Origin of the sequence: Nonomuraea composti, from assembly GCF_012034275.1 — a bacterium.
Taxonomy (GTDB): domain Bacteria; phylum Actinomycetota; class Actinomycetes; order Streptosporangiales; family Streptosporangiaceae; genus Nonomuraea; species Nonomuraea composti.
Genome location: NZ_JAATEP010000016.1, coordinates 165,910 through 182,585, shown reverse-complemented (window position 1 = coordinate 182,585; position 16,676 = coordinate 165,910). Strand labels below are relative to the sequence as shown.

Below are 16,676 nucleotides of genomic sequence, written 5' to 3'. Positions count from 1 at the left end.
GTCGTGTTTGTATGAACACATGGAACGTGTGCGAGCCATCATGAACACCTTGCGTACCCACGACAGCGTGTCCGTGGCCGAGCTGGCCGCCGAGCACGGCGTGTCCGAGATGACGATCAGACGTGACCTGGACGAGCTGGCCCAGCAGGGCGTGGTGCGGCGCGTCAGGGGCGGCGCGCTGTCGCTGCTGCTGCGCGGCGAGGAGCCGCCGTTCGGGGTGCGCGAGCGGGAGGCGGTGGAGGCCAAGCGGCGCATCGGCGAGGAGGCCGCCGCGTTGATCGCCGACGGCGAGGCGGTCGTGCTGGACGGCGGCACCACCGCGCTGGAGGTGGCCCGCGCGCTGACCGACCGGCGGGTCACCGTGCTGCCGCTGGCGCTGCAACCGGTGATGCTGCTGGCCGCCGCGCCGCGCGTGCGCCTGGTGCTGCCCGGCGGCGAGGTACGCAAGGGCGAGCTGAACGTCATGGGCCCGCTCACCGAGAGCTCCATCAAGGCCCTGCGCTTCGACACGGCGGTCATCGGCTGCTGCGGCCTGTCCGCCGAGCACGGCCTGACCGCGCACGACCTGCCCGAGGTCGCGGTCAAGCAGGCGGCCATCGCCGCGGCGCGGCGGGTGATCGTGGTGTGCGACTCGGGCAAGTTCGCGCGGACGGCGTTCGGCGCGGTGTGCCCGATCGGGCGGCTGGACGTCGTGGTGACCGATCCCGGCATCCCGCCGGAGGAACGCGACGCGCTGGCGGCGGCCGGGGTGACGGTCAAGGAGGCCGCGTGAGACGCGGGCGTCGAGGTCCGCGCGAGGGTTTCCCAGCCCGGCCGGGACGCGAGCGTCCAGGTCCGCACGAAGGTCCCGGATCCCGGCTGGGACGCGAGCGGATGGCCGTCTACCTGCTGTTCTTCCTGTCAGGCACGGCCATCGGCACGTGGACGGCGCGCATCCCCGCCATCAAGGAGCGGCTGGCCCTGAGCGACGGCCGGCTCAGCATCGCGCTGCTCGCCGTGGCGGCCGGGGCGGTCATCGGCATGACGGTGGTCGGCCGCCTGGTCGACCGGTACGGCAGCAGCCGCGCCGTCGTGCCCGCCGCCCTGGCGCAGGGCGTGGTGCTGGTGCCGCCCGCGTACGCGCCCGACCTGGTCACGCTGTCGGGGACATTACTGGTGTTCGGGATCGTGCACGGGATACTCGACGTGTCCATGAACGCCAACGCCGTCGAGGTGGAACGCGGCCACGGGCGGCCGATCATGTCGTCGTTCCACGCCGTCTACAGCGTGGGCGGGTTCGCGGGCGCCACGGCGGGCGGGCTGTTCGCGCATCGGGAGCTGTCGGCGGCGGTCACGTTCTGGACGGTCGGCGCGGTGATCGCGGTGCTGGCCGCCTGGGCGGCGCGCTGGGCGCTCCGCTCCGCCCCCGCCGCCCAGCCCGCCACGCGGGAACGGGCCGGCCGGCCCCGGGGGATCGTCTTCCTGGGGGTGCTCGCGTTCTGCTGCCTGGTGGGCGAAGGGGCGGCGGCCGACTGGAGCTCGGTCTACCTCCGGGAGGACCTGCTGGCCACGCCCGGCATCGCCGCCGCCGGCTACGCCGCCTTCTCGATCATGATGACGGCGGGACGCCTGGCCGGCGACCGCCTCGCGGCCCGCTTCGGCCCCGTCACCCTGGTACGGTGCTGCGGCCTGCTCGCCGCGGCCGGCCTTGGGCTGGCCCTGCTGGGCGGGCACCAGGTGGCCGGGGTGATCGGGTTCGGCTGCTTCGGGGCGGGGCTGTCGTGCATCGTGCCGCAGGTGTTCTCCGCCGCCGGCCACCGCGACCCGGCCTTCGCCGGCCGGGCGCTGGCCCGGGTCGCCTCGATCGGCTACCTGGGGATGCTGTCGGGGCCGGTGTTCATCGGGGCGCTGGCCGAGCTGACGGGCCTGCCCCGCGCACTGGCCATCCCGGCCCTGCTGGCCGCCTTCGTCGCCCTGACCGCCACGGCGCTCCGCGTACGAACGAAGGAACCGGCGGGCCAGGCACCGGCAGGGCAGGCGCCGCGTACGGATGATGTCAGCCGATGAAGTGCTGCCAGCCGAGCCTGATCACCATCGCCACCACCACGCACAGCAGCACGACGCGGACGAACGCGGCGCCCCGCCGCAGCGCCATGCGCGCGCCGAGCTGGGCGCCGGCCACGTTGCACACCGCCATGCCGAGCCCGAGCGCCCAGTTCACGTGCCCCTGCACGCCGAACACGAGCAGCGCGCCCACGTTCGTCCCGATGTTGATGATCTTCGCGGACGCGGAGGCGGAGACGAAGTCGAGCCCGAGGATGGTGGTGAAGGCGATGATGAGGAACGTCCCGGTGCCCGGCCCCATGATGCCGTCGTAGAAGGCGATCACCACGCCCGCCGCCAGCACCGCCGCGAGCACGCGGGGTCTGGTCCGCAGGTGCGGCACGGGCACGGCGCCCATCGACGGCCGCAGCGTCACGAACGCGGCCACGGCCAGCAGCACCACCATGACGGCGGGCCGCAGCACCTCGGCCGAGATCGACGCCGCCGCCCACGCGCCCAGCCCGGCGCAGAGCACGGCCAGCGCCGCCCCCGGGAGCGCCACCTGCCGGTCCACCTTGGTGGAGCGGGCGTACGCGACGGCGGCGGAGGTCGTGCCGAACACCGACGAGAACTTGTTCGTGGCCATCGCCTCGACCGTCGGCATGCCGGTGATGAGAAGGGCGGGCAGTTGCAGCAGCCCGCCGCCGCCCACGACGGCATCCACCCAGCCCGCTCCGGCCGCCGCGACCAGCAACACCAGGATCTGATCCAGCGGCACGCGCCACTCCCCCGACTTCCCCCGATAAAAACCGTCATGAGTGTATAAGTCGGGCCTTAGTCACCCCGCCCCCCCCCACCCCGCCGAGCGCCACACCCCACCACGCCCCGCCCTCACCTCAGCCTCGCCGGTCACAGGCCCCCGCACCTCCACCCGCGCGTCGGCCGCACCCCGTCCGCAGCCGGCCACACCCCATCCGTAGCCGGCCACACCCGCCGCACGCCGGCCACATCCCGGCCGCAGCCTTCTCCTGGGGCTGGGATATTCGTTTCAGCAGGGCCTGGACGCTTCGGTAGGGTCGGGGGATGTCGATCTTCGGTCCGGTTGTCGATGTCCGTCCGCTGTTTCCGCGGGAGCGGGAGGCTCTGCTCGGGCTGCTGCGCGCCCTGTCCCCCGCCGACTGGGGCAGGGCCACGGTCTGCCCCGGGTGGGACGTGCACGACGTCGTGTCGCACGTGCTCAACGACTACCTGCGGCGCCTGTCCGGAGCGCGCGACGGGCACCGGGGCGCGATCTTCGCCGACGACGAGACGCTGCCTGCCTACCTCGCCCGCACCAACGACGAGTTCGTCAGGGCCGGTCGCCAGCTCAGCCCGCGGGTGCTGATCGAGCTGCTGGAGCACCTGGGGCCGCAGCTCGACGGGGTCTGGGCGGCGTACGACGTCGAGGGTCCCGCCGGGCTGAACGTGTCGTGGGCGGCCACCGACCTCGACAGCCCCGGCTGGCTCGATGTCGGCCGCGAGTACACCGAGTTCTGGGTCCACCAGCAGCAGGTGCGCGACGCGGTCTCCCTGCCGGGGGCGACGGAGCCCGAGCTGATGGCGCCGGTGCTGGACGTGTTCGCGCGCGCCCTGCCCTTCACCCTGCGGGCACACGACCGGCCCGAGGGCACGGCCGCCGAGCTGGAGGTGCACGGGCCCGCCGGTGGGCGGTGGTGCGCCGTGTGGCAGGCGGGCCGGTGGCGGATGGCCGCGCCCGGCGGCGACGGCGGGCCGGCCGCCCGTGTGTCCATGGACCAGGACACGTTCTGGCGGCTCGCCACCAGGGGCATCGGCGTCGAGCAGGCCCGTACGCGGGCCGAGGTGAGCGGCGACCCCGAGCTCACCGCCGCCATGACGGCCTTGCTGGCCGTCGTCGCCTGACACCTTCATGATTCACTTCCCGGCCATCCGCACGCCACCGCGGGTGGGTGAGAATCCGAATCGCGACAGCGACGGCGACAGCGGATCGGATCATCGGGAGGCGGGCGTCCTGTGACGACCGATCAGCAACACGGGGCGGCCCTCGGTGGTGGCCCGTTCCTGCGGGAGTTCCTGCGATCGCCCCTGCGGACGGCCGCGGTGCTGCCCAGCTCGGCGCGGCTGGCGGCGCGGATGGTGGCCGGCGTCCCCGAGCGGGGTGAGCCGGTGGTGGTCGAGCTGGGTGCCGGGACGGGCGCCTTCACCTCCGCCATCCAGCGGCGGCTGGCCGGCCGGGGCAGGCACGTCGTGGTCGAGCTCAACGACCGGTTCGCCGCCGGGATCGCGCGGGCGTACCCGTCCGTGGAGGTGATCCGCGACGACGCCGTACGCCTGCCGCGCCTCCTCGCCGGCCTCGGCATCGGTCCCGGGACGGTGGACGTGGTGGTCAGCGGGCTGCCGTGGATCGCGTACGCGGGGCAGCCGCCGCTCGTCGAGTCCGTGGCCCGCGTCCTGTCGCCCGCCGGGGTCTATACGCAGTTCGCCTACACCTGGACGCGGTGGGCCCCGCCCGCCCGGCGGCTGGTGGAGGGGCTGCGGGGAGCGTTCGAGGAGGTCGTGACGAGCACGACGGTCTGGCGCAACCTCCCACCGGCGGTGGTCCACCTGGCCCGCCGCCCGCACCCGCAGCCGCCCGCGTGATCTCCCCGGCCATCGCCGGAGTGCCCGTCACCGGCCGAGCGGCTGGGTGGACGGGCTGTCCGGGCGGTCGGTGAAGCGCTGCTGGCCCAGCACCGCGAGCAGCCGCAGCTTCTCGTAGCCCTCCGTGCGGGGCGGGGCGGTGAGCACCAGCAGGGCCTGCGACTGGTCCTCGGTGAAGAGCACCTGGCAGTCCAGCTCGATCTCGCCCAGCTCGGGATGGATGAGGATCTTGTGGTCCTCGAAGCGTTTGGCCACCTCGTGCCGGTCCCACAGCTCGGCGAACTCGTCGCTCACCTTGCGCAGCGCCCGGACGAGCTCGCCCGCCCGCGACTGCGGCCCTCTCGATCCGTAGGCGGCACGCAGGTTCGCGACGAGGGCGCGGCTTTGGCGGTCGCGGTCGTTCTCCGGGTAGCGCAGCCGCTCGGACGGGTCGGTGAACCAGCGGTAGATCTCGGAGCGGGCGTGCCCGGTGCAGCCCGACTTGTCACCGAACAGGGCTTCGGCCATCCGGTTCTGGACGAGCGTCTCGCCCAGCTCCGACAGGATGAGCGCCGGGGTGTCGTCGAGGCGGTCCAGCACGCGCAGCAAGGCAGGGGCGACGTGCGTGGCGTCCTTCGTCACGGCGGGGGCGTTGTGGCCGGCGACCTGGAACAGGTAGTCGCGTTCGTCGCTCGTCAGCCGCAGCGCCCGGGCGAGCGAGGCGAGCATCTGCACGCTCGGCTGCGGGCCGCGCTGCTGTTCCAGGCGGGTGTAGTAGTCGGCCGACATCACCGCGAGCGACGCCACCTCCTCGCGCCGCAGGCCGGTGGCCCGGCGGCGCGCGCCCGCCGGTAGCCCGACGTCCTCGGGCCGTAGCGCCTCGCGGCGGCGGCGCAGGAAGTCCGCCAGTGCTGCACGATCCATGTGCCCATTATGTTCGCCGCCGGCCGGTGCTCCGGGGGCTCAGGCAGGGCTTGCCGATCCCCCCATACCGGTCAGGTGATCAGTGTCCACTCGCAGATGTCCAGTAAGCACACCAGCGCCCACAACAGGAGCGCGACGATCCTCTGCTGCTCCCCGACCCGCATGCCCGCCCCCTCTTGGTGTTGGCGCCATGATACTTGCCGCCTTGCGCAACTATGGAACTGGAGGATCGCAGCGTGAGTGGTCGTGGAGCCGCAGGGACGTGGTCAGCTTCGTTCTGCGATCCAGCCGGTCCTGCGATTGATCGCCAGCAGACCGCCGCCGTACAGGACGACCACCAGCAGCAGCCACGCGTGGCTGGCGGCAGGCAGCGCGACCAGCCCGAACACGCCCGCCAACGGCGAGAGCGGCAGCAGCAGGCCCACCACCGCGAGCGCGCCCGCCGCCAGCCCGAGCGGGCGTGACACCTGGATGGTGGGGCGGAGCAGCAGCATGACGACCGCCTGGGTGAGCAGGTTCTCGATGAACCAGCCGGTATGGAAGGCCGGCCGGCCCGCCGCCCGCACCCCCCACGTCAGGACGGCGAACGTGGCCAGGTCCACGAGCGCGTTCAGCACGCCGAACCCGACGATGAACCGCACGATGCCGTTCGGCCGCAACCTCAGAGGGCGGCGCAGGGTGGCCGGGGCGGCCCGGTCGAAGGCGAAGGAGAGCTGGGCGGCGTCGAAGCAGACGTTCTGCAGCAGCACCTGGATCGGCAGCATCGGCAGGAACGGGAACGCCAGCCCGGCGGCCAGCATCGCGATCACGTTGCCGACGTTCGACGACAGGGCGATGCGCAGGTAGGTGATGATGTTGCCGGTGCTGCGGCGACCGGCCAGCACCGCCTGGTCGACCGCCGTGAGATCCTTGGCGGCGAGCACGATGTCGGCGGCCTCCCGGGTGACGTCCACGGCCGAGCGCGGGCAGATGCCGACGTCGGCGACGCGCATCGCGGGCCGGTCGTTGCTGCCATCACCGAGGAACCCCACCGTGTGCCCCGCCTCGCGCAACGCCGTGACCACCCGGGCCTTGTCCTCCGGGGTGCAGCGGGCGATCACCGTCGCCCGTTCCAGCGCCCGCGGCGTGAGGCTTGCCGCGTCGGCCACCGCCTCCACCTTGAGGCCCAGGTCGCGGCAGACACGGGCGGCGGTCGCCGGATGGTCGCCGGTCAGCACCTTCACGGCGATCCCCCGGCCGGCCAGCACCGCCAGCGCGTCTGCCGCCTCGGGGGACAGCGCGTCCACCAGCGTGACGAACCCGACAAGACGCAACCCGCGTTCCTCATCCGGGCGGTGGTCGCGCGTGCCCTCTCCCGCGCGCCCGGCGGCACGCCCGGCGCGGCCCTCAAGCATGCGCTCGGCCGTGCTCGAAACCGCCTCCTCGGCCGTCCCGGAAACCGCGTGCTCGGCCATGCGCTCGGCCGTGCGCACAGTGGTGCTTTCGGCGGTGGCGACCGCGAGCACCCGCGCCCCCGCTCCGGCCAGGGCCCGTGCGACCTCGGCGGCGCGAGCGCGCTCCGCCTCGCTCATCGCGCACCGGTCCAGGACGGCCTCCACCGCGCCCTTGACCACCACGACGTACGCCGCCGCCTCGTCCGTACGGACCAGGGCGCACGACAGCTTCCGGGTGGGGTCGAACGGGGTGGCCCGCAATCCTTCGACATCGCCCGGGTCGGGGGCGGCGTCGAGGATCGCCTCATCCAGCGGGTCGGGGGTGGGCGGGTCGGTCAGGTGCAGCGTCCAGAAGCTGTTGACGGCGGCCCAGCGCAGCGCGGCCGGATCGGCCCTGCCGTCGGGGCCGACGGAGCCGCTGAGCACGGGACGGTCTTGCGTGAGCGTGCCGGTCTTGTCCACGCACAACACGTCGATCGCGCCCACGTCGTGCAGCGCCGGCAGCCGCTTGACGATCACGCCGTCGCCCGCCAGCAGCGCCGCTCCCCTGGCCAGCGCGGTGGTCACGACGACCGGCAGCATCTCGGGCGTCAGCCCGACGGCCACCGCCACCGCGAACGGCAGCGCCTCCAGCCCCTTGCCGTGCAGCAACGCGTTGGCGACCAGCGCGACCGGCGGGATGACGAGCATGACCCGGACGAGGATCCAGGAGATGCCGTTCACCGAGCGGTCGAACGCCGACGGCTTGCGAGCCGGCGCCTGCTGGGCACCCGCGTACAGGGTGGCGGCGCCGGTCGCCGTCACCACGGCCGTCGCGGTGCCCGAGGCCACGCTGCTGCCCTGCCACAGCAGGTGGTCTGTGCCCTCCGGCAGGTCGTGCGCCTGCTTCGGGACGGGCTCCGACTCGCCGGTCAGCGCCGCCTGGTGCACGGTCAGGCCGCTGGCCCTCAGCAGCCGCACGTCGGCGGGCACCACGTCACCGGGGCCGAGCTTGATGACGTCGCCGGGGACGAGCTCGTCCACCGGGATCTCCCGCTCCCTCGGCCCCGCCTCCTCGTCCGGGCGCCGCCGGACCGTGACCGTGCTGGCCACCAGCTCCCGCAGCGCCGCCGTGGAGCGGTCGGCCCGGTGCTCGCCGTTCGAACGCAGCAGGCAGCTCGCCGCCACCAGCAGCACGATCACGCCCGCCGTGCCCCACGAGGCGATCAGGGCGGAGACCACGCCGAGCGCGAGCAGCACCATCGTGAACGGGTCGCGCAGGCTGCGGGCCAGCCGCCGGGGCCACGACACCGGGCGGTGCGCGGGGACGACGTTCTCGCCGTGCGCGAGCAGGCGGCGCTCGGCCTGCGCCTCCGTCAGGCCGCGCGGCCCGCTCTCCAGCAGCCGCAACGCCCCGAACCGGGTGTCACCCCCCTCAGGCGCCCAGGCCACGCCGATGTTCCGGGGGCAGACCATGCTGGTGTTCGGCGGGCAGGCCAGGCCGGTGTTCGGTAGGCAGGCCGCTCCGCTCGGACAGCCGGCCGACCAGGACGTGCACGGTCGCCACGATGTCCTCGTCGTCGATGAGGTAGACGACCCTGCGGCCCTCGCGCCTCGACCGGACGAGGCCGGCGAGCTTGAGCTTGGCCAAATGCTGGCTGACCGCCGGCAAGGCGCCGCCCACGCGCTCCGCCAGCCCGGTCACGTCACATTCGCCCTGCGCCAGCGCCCACACGATGTGCAGCCGCGGCGGGGAGGACAGCAGGGCGAACACGGCAGCGGCCTCGGCCAGCACCTCAGTCGACGGATCAACGAACTCAGCGGTCGCCACCATCACCCTTCCCTCACGGCAGACACCAAGTCTAGGCGGGCCCGGCCGAACCTCCGGGCTCCCGCCGGATGCTCGCCCGCAGCCTGGCCGCATGCTCCTCCAGCTGCCGCGCCTGCTCCTCAAGCGACAGCGCGGGCGCGGGGGCGGGAGTGGGGGGTTGTGTGGGAACGGGCGGGTCGTCGTCGTGCAGTTTGGACGTCTCCGCCTTGAAGATCCGCAGGGAACGACCAACGGCGCGAGCGGTGTCAGGCAACTTCTTCGCGCCGAACAGCATGGCGAAGACCATGGCGATGATGAGGATCTCACCCCATCCGAGGTTCTGCATGACAGCTCCTTCCGGCAGACGTCGGTTGCTGCCACCAGGGTGCCGACACTTGCATGAATGCGCAACTCTCGAACTATAAGATCTACGCTGACACTCGTAAGGCCGCTCCGGGTCGTCATACCGGCGGCCGCCTTCCCTATGGCCGGTGCCATCGCCCTTGCCAGCCCGTTCCCGATCGGCAGGCGCGGGTGAAGGTCACCCTCGGCAGCGGGACCGGAGGCCGGTCCGGCTCCCGCGCCGCCAGAGGAGCCGCCTTCATCGCAGCGTGTCCGGCCGACGCCACCAGCGGGGTACGGGGATCCACCTTGCCCAGCATCCGGTAGACAGCTCCGACGAGGGCCGCCGTGCCGGCGATGGCCGTCAGCGCGATCAGCGCCCCCTGGCTGTACGCCTGGCCGGGGTCGCCACGGGCCGAAGGGGTGCCGGTCTTCGTCTCGATGACGGCCCGTTCCTCGTCGTCGCCGGACTTCAGGGTGATGTCGTCGTCTTCGTCGCCACTCGGCGTCTCCTCGCCGGTGCCGTCAGCAGGCGGGAGGTCTTCTGCTGAGGGTTGCTGCTCCGGGCGTTCACCTCGCGGTGGGCTGCCGCTCGCGTCTTCCGGCACCTCGGGGCGGCTGCCACCGTCTTGGGAGGGTGTTTCCTGGACGTCGGCACTGTCGCCCGGGCCTTCGTCACGGCCGGGGCTTCCGATGCTCGAAGGCTGGCCAGCGACGCCCGCATCACCGTTGCTCTCGCCACCACCGGCACCACCGCCGGCACCACCGCCGGCACCGCCGCCGTGCTCGCCGGCATCGTGCCCGCCACCGTCGCCACCCCTACCTCCGGCGCTACCCCCGTCACCGTCGCCGCCCTTACCGCCGGCGCCATCCCCGCTGCCGTCGCGCCCCTTGCCGTCGCCGCCCTTGTCGCCACCGCCCCCGCCGGCGCCGCCGTCGTCACCCTCGCTACCCTTCCGCTCGCCGTCGTCGCCGCTCTTACCGGCGCCACTTTTGCCGCCATGGCTCCCGCCGGCGCCGTCATCGCCCTTGTCGCCGTCTCCGCCGCCGCCGTCGTCGTCATCGTCGTCGTCATCGGCCCATGCGACGCTCCCGATGCCCCGCACAGCGAAGGGGGATGATGTCTGCCAGGCGGCGGGCATCGGCCCGGTGGCACACAGCAGCGCCGTCACGACAGCGAACAGCCACCACCGCAGTCCTCGCTCCAATGCATGCCCCTTACCGCTCGGCTGTGTCCCACCTTGCCGAGCGGTGGTTGGACCAGCGTGAGCCCAAGATGAGGACGTTCTCATCTGGCAAGACGACACCCCCGCGCCGTCCGGCCGCCCGCCCTCCCGGCGGCCCCCCGGGTGGGGGCCGCCGGGAGGGAGGCTCCTTGAGGGTCAAGGCCGCAGGATCGAGGTGGTCTCGCAGCCGACGAACGTGTCCGCCGGCGAGGTGTTGGTGGAGAGCATCAGGTCGGACGTGCAGCGGTCGGTGCCGGCGCCGCCGTCCAGGGTGCCGCCGCCCCTGGCCGTGAGCCGGTCGTTGCCGCCCAGGCCCTGGACCTGGTCGGTGCCGCCGTTGCCGTCGAGGACGTTCGCGCCCGCGTTACCGATGAGCACGTCGTTGTACTGGTTGCCGCTCAGGTTCTCGACGTCGGCGGCGATGCTGTCCCGGGCGCCGGCGGGGCCGTCGTCGGCGCTGCCGTCGTCGCCGATCGCGCCGTCGAGGTCGGCGTGGACGCCGAGCTGGCTCGTGGTCCCGACGTAGACGGCGGTGTCGGAGCCGGCGCCGCCCTGCATGACGTCGGCGCCGGTCTCGCCGGTCAGCTCGTCGTCGCCGGAGCCGCCGGCGAGGCGGTCGTCGCCCTGGCCGCCGATCAGGCGAGAGCCGAAGGCGGTGGTGTTCGTGATCGCGTCGTTCCCGTCCAGCCCCCGGATCCTGATGGACGGGCTCGGCCCGATCGGGCAGCGGGCCTCGTGCGCGTTCACCACGACGCAGTCACCCGTGCCCGAGGAGATGGTGCCGGTGGGGTCGGTCAGCACGAAGGATCCGTTGCTCACGCTGAGCGTGATCTGGTCGTCCGCTCCCACGGTCGCGTCGTACCTGACGCCTCCGAAGCCGCGCACGACGCCGGGCCGGCAGTCGCCGTAGCACGGGGAGGCGGTGGCGGGCCGCGTGAGCATGATGGCCGGCAGAGGGCCAGCGCCGCCGTACCTCCGAGCATCTTCAACGCACCGCGTGGAACGCGGTGCGGTCGCATTCGCCTGGACATGGTCGGTCCTCTCGTCGGTGGGGTGGGGGCGGCAGTGCTCCCACCCCAGGAGGCGTGCCATGAGGTTCCAGGACGTGCCGCCGGCGGGACATGGCCGGCCGGTCAGGCAGGTGCGCGGACGACCCGAGGTGCGTGATCCGTCAGCGAAGATCGGTGGTGAGGGTCGCCTGGACGTCGCGGAGCGTGCCGCGCAGGGCCGTGATGCTCTCCTGGCAGCGCCGCCGGCTCTCGCGCAGGCGGATCGCCGCCCCTCGTGCGGTGCCGAGCCGCTCGGCGATGATCTGCTGCTGGTCGGCCGCTTGCTTGCGGAGGGCCTGGGACCAGGCGATGACCGGCGAGGTGGCCGCGATCGGTGCCGAGGGACGGGGTGGCGCGACCCGCGATGCCGAAACCGGCGGACCGGGGTCCTGGCCGAGATGCTGGACGGGGTGCTGGGCGGAGTGCTGGACGGGGTGCTGGACGGGGTGCTGGGCGGGGTGCAGTGCGCGTACCCGGGGCAGGTGCCTGGGCCGCGCCGCCAAAGCGGCCGAGGCGGCGGACGGGTGGCCGTCGGTGTCGGTGGCGGACAGGGCGGCGGCCACGCTCGGGTACAAGGCGATCGCGGCCGCGCCGTCGCCCCCGGCCCTGAGCTCGATCAGCCGGCGCAGCGGCGGCTGGGCGTCGGCGACCACCAGGCGCCCGCCCTTCACCCGCAGCCTCCGGTGCGTGAGGGAGAGCTGGTCGAACCCGCCCAGGTCGCAGAAGCCCAGGCCCCCCGCCGCCACCACCACGTACGTGACCGGGGAGCGCGGGATCGACTCCAGGGCGTCGGCCAGCACGAACCGGTTGGACCGGTCGAGCTCGCCCGCCATGAACAGCAGCAGGGTGACGTCACCCAGGGGGACGAGGCGCAGCGACAGGGGCATCACCCGGAACCACTTCCCTCCGGGGCCAGGCACATGCCAGGGACCGCCGGGAAATGACCCATTGGCCGTCATGACGTGGGGCTGAGGCGCAGGCGAGCGGGAATGTCCCTGATGACGAGGAAGCGGAGGACATGAACCGGGCACCAGGCATGGTGGATGTCGAGGCCGCCGAGCGGGGGTTCCTGCTGAGGCGGCCGGACGGGTCGGTGCGGCAGTGGGACCTGTGGCAGGCCGGCATGGGGCTGGTGGACCTCACATACCCCGGCGCGGCCGAGTGGTTCCAGTCGAAGCTGCGGGTGCTGCTCGACCAGGGGGTGGACACGTTCAAGACGGACTTCGGCGAGCGGATCCCGCTCGACGTCGTCTACGCCGACGGCTCCGCGCCCGAGCGCATGCACAACCTCTACACGCGGCCGTACAACCAGGCCGTGTTCGAGGTGCTGGAGGAGCGGCGCGGCCGGGGCGAGGCGGTGCTGTTCGCGCGGTCGGCGACGGCGGGCAGCGCATGCCGGTGCGCTGGGGCGGCGACACCGGATCGACGTACGAGTCGATGGCGGAGACGCTGCGCGGCGGCCTGTCGCCGGCGTTGTCCGGGTTCTCGTTCTGGAGCCACGACATCGGCGGCTTCGAGGGCACGCCGGACCCCGGCGTCTTCAAGCGCTGGGTGGCGTTCGGGCTGACGTCGTCACACTCGCGGCTGCACGGCTCGTCGTCGTACCGGGTGCCGTGTCTAACGGCGAGACGACCGTGACCGTCACCGATCCCGCCACGGGCGTGCCCGCGCGGTTCAGGGTGACGCGTTCGGGCGGGGAGGTGTCGGTCTCGTCGTCGGTGGCTTTCGGGTGGACCTACGAATCTGCCTAAGTGAGGCTTTATCCCGATATGATCGCGTCCATCACCTATAGGCGCCGATATCCCCCTTGACGCGACCCCCTCACGCGACCCCCTCACGCGACCCCTTCACGCGAATCCCGGAGATCTTGCTGCATGGACCTCGCCACGCGCCGGCGCCGGCAGGCGCTGTTCCTGTTCTTCCTCCTCCCCGGGATCGCGATGTCGTCGTGGGTGACCCGCACCCCCGACCTCCGTGACGGCCTGGAGGCGTCCACCGCGCAGATGGGGCTGATCCTGTTCGGCCTGTCGCTCGGCTCCATGATCGGGGTGCTGTGCTCCGGGCGCCTCGTCTCCCGCTTCGGGACCAGGCCCGTCATGGGCATCGGGACCGCGCTGATCGTCGCCGCCCTGGCCGTCATCAGCGCCGGCAGCCTCCTGGCGTCGGCGCCGCTGGTCACGGCGGGCCTGTTCGCGTTCGGCCTGGGCATCGGCGGCGGCGAGGTGGCGATCAACGTCGACGCCACCGACGTCGAACGCCTCACCGGCAAGACGACCATGCCCATCCTGCACGGCTGCTTCAGCCTCGGCACCGTGGCCGGCTCCTGCGCGGGCATCGCGGCCACCGCCGCCCGCCTGCCGGTCCACTGGCACCTGGCCGCCGTCACCCTGATCGCGGCCGCCATGCTCCTGTACGCCATCCGCGCCATCCCGGCGGGTACCGGCCTCGGCGCGCCCGGCGAGACCCGGTCGGGCTCCGCGCGGCCGAAGCTGTGGAAGGACACCCGGCTCGTCCTCATCGGCGCCGTCGTCCTGGCGATGGCGCTGGCCGAAGGCGCCGCCAACGACTGGCTGCCGCTCCTCATGGTCGACGGGCACGGCCTCGACGCCACCGCCGGCTCCCTCGTCTACACCGGTTTCGCCGCCGCCATGACCATCGGCCGGTTCGGCGGCGCCTACTTCCTCGACCGCTTCGGCCGCACCGCCGTCGTCCGCGCCAGCGCCGTCTCCGGCGCTGTCGGGCTGCTCCTCGTCATCTTCTCGGACAACGCCGTGCTGGCCGGGGCCGCCGTGCTCTTCTGGGGGCTCGGCGCGTCGCTGGGCTTCCCCGTCGCGCTGTCGGCGGCCGGCGAGACCGGCCCGGACGAGACCGCCCGTGTCAGCCTCGTCGCCACCATCGGCTACATCGCCTTCCTCGTCGGGCCGCCCGGGCTCGGCTTCCTCGGCGACCACTGGGGGCTGCGCACCGCCATGCTGGTGGTGCTCGCCTTCGTCGTCTCCGCCGTCTTCCTCGCGCCGGCCGTCGACACCCGCGGCCGCCTCGCCGCCGCCCGCTCCCCCTCCCGCCCGACCTGACCCCGCCGGGCGCTTCCCCTCCCGCACGACCTGACCCCCTTGTGTGAGGTCCACCGGATGGCCCCACAATGATCCATGGCCGACTTCACGCCGCTGCTGCCCGGTGACCCACAGGAGTTGGGCGGCCTGGAACTGCTCGGCAGGCTCGGTGAAGGCGGGCAGGGCGTCGTCTACCTCGCCCGCACCCCCATGGACGTGCGCGTGGCCGTCAAATGGCTGCGCCCGTCGGGCGACGACGGCTTCGAGCGCTTCCTGCGGGAGGCCGAGGTCGCGCAGCGGGTGGCGCCGTTCTGCACCGCGGCCGTGCTGAGCACCGGGGTCGAGCAGGGGCGGCCGTACATCGTCAGCGAGTACGTCGAGGGCCGCTCCCTGGAGCGCGTCGTCCGGCAGGACGGGCCGCTCGCCGGCGGGGACCTGGAGCGGCTGGCCGTCGGCACCGCCACCGCGCTCGCCGCCGTCCACCAGGCCGGCGTCGTGCACCGCGACTTCAAGCCCGGCAACGTCATCATCGGCGCCACCGGGCCGCGCGTCATCGACTTCGGCATCGCCCGCGAGCTCGACCCGGCCACCCTGACCAGCAGCACGCAGATCGGGACGCCCGCGTACATGGCTCCCGAGCAGGTCATGGGGCGGGGCGTCGGGCCCGCGGCGGACCTGTTCGCCTGGGCCGGCACGATGGTGTTCGCCTCCTGCGGGCGGGCGCCGTTCGGCCTCGACGGGGCGCACGCCGTGATGAGCCGGGTGCTGAACGCGCGGCCCGACCTGGGCGCGCTCGACGGGCAGCTCGGCGAGCTGGTGCTGCGGTGCCTGGCCAAGGACCCGGCGAGCCGGCCGTCGGCCATGGACGTGATCGCCTGCCTGCTGCGCAACCCGGCACCCGGCGCCGACCCGCTCGCCGAAGGCGCCCGCCAGGCCGCTCGCCCCGCCTTCCGCGACGCCACCCAGGACAGCACCCAGGACGCCCCGGGGCACGGCGCCCGCATCGGCTCCCGAAGCGGCCTGAAGAGCGGCTTTCAGAGCAGCCTTCCGAGCGGCTTTCAGAGCGGCCTTCAGAGCGGCTTCAAGGACGACGCACGTGGCGGCGCTCGGGACGCGTCGCGGGGCGGGCGCTCCAGGCCGCCGCGCGTGGCGGTCCTCCTCGCCACCGCGGCCCTGGTCACCACGGTCGTCCTGGTGACGGGGCTGGCCGTGCCCGGCTGGCTGCGGCAGCCGGGCGCCGCGCCGGCCACGCCGTCGCGTGCGGCGGCCCCGCCCACGCCCTCCGCGCTGACCTTGCCCGGCGGTGCGATCACCCTGTACGAGCGGCCGTCCGACCCGATCACCCTGACCGCGTACGAGGTGTACGACAAGAAGCTCGACGAGGACGTGGACTACGCCAGGAGCTCGCTGCGCGGCACGTTCGACAAGTATCCGGACAACGTGGATTCGCTGGTCTCCCCCGACGGCCACCTCCTGGCGGGCCGGCCGGAGGACTACACCTCCGACGGCTACGACTCGATCCTCATCACCGACCGGCGCGACGGCTCCAGCTTCCGCGTCAAGACCGTGCGCAAGCCGCTGGACACGAGCCTGCGCGCCTGGTCGAAGGACGGCACCCGGATCCTGCTCAACCTCGACAGGAAGAGCGAGGACGAGCGGGGCGAGACCGTGTGGACCACGCTCGGCTTCGCCATCGTGGACGTGCCCCAGGCGCGGGTGCGGGTGGTGCGGGTGGCCGACGAGAGCGTCCGTGACGGCAACTTCGGCTGGGACGGCGACGAGCGCGGCGTGGTCGCCGTGCACCGCGACGACGAGGGGCTGCGCTTCTTCGACGCCTCGGGCAGGCGCACGCGGGACCTGCCGGGGGTGGGCCGGCCGGCGTCCGGCACGGTGGACCTGTTCTCGCCGTCGGGCCGGACGTTCGTGACGAACTGCCCGGGCGGTGACGGCGGCGGTGAGCACTGCCTCTGGGACGCGGCCACCGGCAAGCAGGTCCGCAGGTTCACCTCCGACTGCGACAAGGTGCTCGGCTGGTACGACGAGTCGCATCTGTACTGCTGGGAGAACGACAACGGCACCGACTCCGAGGTGCGCGTCGTGGCGTTCGACGGCAAGCTCACGCACACGCTGCTGCGGGCGGCGGACGAGCTGGAGGTCTCCCCCTACTTCACGGTCGATCCGACGACGTCCTGATGCGGCAA

General features: G+C 73.2%; 15 protein-coding genes and 1 pseudogene. 8 read left to right on the top strand and 8 right to left on the bottom strand.

Features of this window, described 5'->3' with window-relative positions; all coding sequences use genetic code 11:
- The first annotated feature begins 19 nt into the window (after positions 1-19).
- A complete protein-coding gene (locus tag HCN51_RS23680) occupies positions 20-772 on the top strand; it encodes a DeoR/GlpR family DNA-binding transcription regulator (RefSeq protein ID WP_240973162.1) in 753 nt (250 codons plus the stop codon).
- 101 nt (positions 773-873) lie between these two features.
- Complete coding sequence (locus tag HCN51_RS23675; RefSeq protein ID WP_168011638.1) at positions 874-2,046, top strand: MFS transporter; 1,173 nt, start codon at positions 874-876, stop codon at positions 2,044-2,046.
- Here HCN51_RS23675 and HCN51_RS23670 read toward each other — a convergent pair.
- Positions 2,036-2,800: a TSUP family transporter gene (locus HCN51_RS23670; RefSeq protein WP_346433763.1), complete on the bottom strand. Its 765-nt coding sequence runs from the start codon at positions 2,798-2,800 to the stop codon at positions 2,036-2,038. The two genes, HCN51_RS23675 and HCN51_RS23670, sit on opposite strands and share 11 nt — an antisense overlap.
- A gap of 305 nt (positions 2,801-3,105) precedes the next feature.
- Here HCN51_RS23670 and HCN51_RS23665 point away from each other — a divergent pair, with 305 nt between their 5' ends.
- Both HCN51_RS23665 and HCN51_RS23660 read left to right on the top strand, forming a co-directional pair.
- Positions 3,106-3,942 (top strand): maleylpyruvate isomerase family mycothiol-dependent enzyme, encoded by an 837-nt coding sequence (locus HCN51_RS23665; RefSeq protein WP_168011637.1) that lies wholly within the window; start codon positions 3,106-3,108, stop codon positions 3,940-3,942.
- Positions 3,943-4,053: 111 nt separating this feature from the next.
- On the top strand, positions 4,054-4,680 hold the full coding sequence (locus tag HCN51_RS23660; protein ID WP_346433762.1) for a class I SAM-dependent methyltransferase: 627 nt from the start codon (positions 4,054-4,056) through the stop codon (positions 4,678-4,680).
- A gap of 27 nt (positions 4,681-4,707) precedes the next feature.
- Here the strand turns inward: HCN51_RS23660 and HCN51_RS23655 are convergent, their stop codons facing one another.
- The 5 genes from HCN51_RS23655 to HCN51_RS23635 form a co-directional block, all read right to left on the bottom strand.
- Positions 4,708-5,583, bottom strand: a complete 876-nt coding sequence (locus tag HCN51_RS23655) for a helix-turn-helix transcriptional regulator (protein ID WP_168011636.1) — start codon at positions 5,581-5,583, stop codon at positions 4,708-4,710.
- Positions 5,584-5,849: 266 nt separating this feature from the next.
- Positions 5,850-8,447, bottom strand: coding sequence for a magnesium-translocating P-type ATPase (gene mgtA, locus HCN51_RS23650; protein ID WP_206067576.1), 2,598 nt, complete (start codon positions 8,445-8,447; stop codon positions 5,850-5,852).
- Positions 8,431-8,829, bottom strand: a complete 399-nt coding sequence (locus HCN51_RS23645; RefSeq protein ID WP_168011634.1) for an ArsR/SmtB family transcription factor — start codon at positions 8,827-8,829, stop codon at positions 8,431-8,433. The genes mgtA and HCN51_RS23645 overlap by 17 nt, the downstream gene beginning before the upstream one ends.
- A 28-nt stretch (positions 8,830-8,857) precedes the next feature.
- Positions 8,858-9,151 (bottom strand): twin-arginine translocase TatA/TatE family subunit, encoded by a 294-nt coding sequence (locus HCN51_RS23640; RefSeq protein ID WP_168011633.1) that lies wholly within the window; start codon positions 9,149-9,151, stop codon positions 8,858-8,860.
- 136 nt (positions 9,152-9,287) lie between these two features.
- Positions 9,288-9,755 carry a hypothetical protein gene (locus HCN51_RS23635; protein WP_168011632.1) on the bottom strand — a complete coding sequence of 156 codons (468 nt, stop codon included), beginning with the start codon at positions 9,753-9,755 and terminating at the stop codon, positions 9,288-9,290.
- A gap of 21 nt (positions 9,756-9,776) precedes the next feature.
- Between HCN51_RS23635 and HCN51_RS23630 the strand changes: the two genes are divergently transcribed.
- Positions 9,777-10,268, top strand: a complete 492-nt coding sequence (locus HCN51_RS23630) for a hypothetical protein (RefSeq protein ID WP_168011631.1) — start codon at positions 9,777-9,779, stop codon at positions 10,266-10,268.
- A gap of 261 nt (positions 10,269-10,529) precedes the next feature.
- Here HCN51_RS23630 and HCN51_RS23625 read toward each other — a convergent pair whose 3' ends face one another.
- Both HCN51_RS23625 and HCN51_RS23620 read right to left on the bottom strand, forming a co-directional pair.
- On the bottom strand, positions 10,530-11,315 hold the full coding sequence (locus tag HCN51_RS23625; RefSeq protein WP_168011630.1) for a calcium-binding protein: 786 nt from the start codon (positions 11,313-11,315) through the stop codon (positions 10,530-10,532).
- A 229-nt stretch (positions 11,316-11,544) separates the two neighbouring features.
- On the bottom strand, positions 11,545-12,309 hold the full coding sequence (locus tag HCN51_RS23620) for an STAS domain-containing protein (RefSeq protein ID WP_168011629.1): 765 nt from the start codon (positions 12,307-12,309) through the stop codon (positions 11,545-11,547).
- Between the two features lie 131 nt (positions 12,310-12,440).
- Here HCN51_RS23620 and HCN51_RS63020 point away from each other — a divergent pair.
- The 3 genes and pseudogenes from HCN51_RS63020 (at position 12,441) to HCN51_RS23605 (ending at position 16,668) form a co-directional block, all read left to right on the top strand.
- Positions 12,441-13,060, top strand: a pseudogene (locus tag HCN51_RS63020) (TIM-barrel domain-containing protein).
- Between the two features lie 236 nt (positions 13,061-13,296).
- Positions 13,297-14,496 carry an MFS transporter gene (locus tag HCN51_RS23610; protein WP_168011628.1) on the top strand — a complete coding sequence of 400 codons (1,200 nt, stop codon included), beginning with the start codon at positions 13,297-13,299 and terminating at the stop codon, positions 14,494-14,496.
- A gap of 75 nt (positions 14,497-14,571) precedes the next feature.
- On the top strand, positions 14,572-16,668 hold the full coding sequence (locus HCN51_RS23605) for a protein kinase domain-containing protein (protein ID WP_168011627.1): 2,097 nt from the start codon (positions 14,572-14,574) through the stop codon (positions 16,666-16,668).
- Positions 16,669-16,676 lie beyond the last annotated feature (8 nt).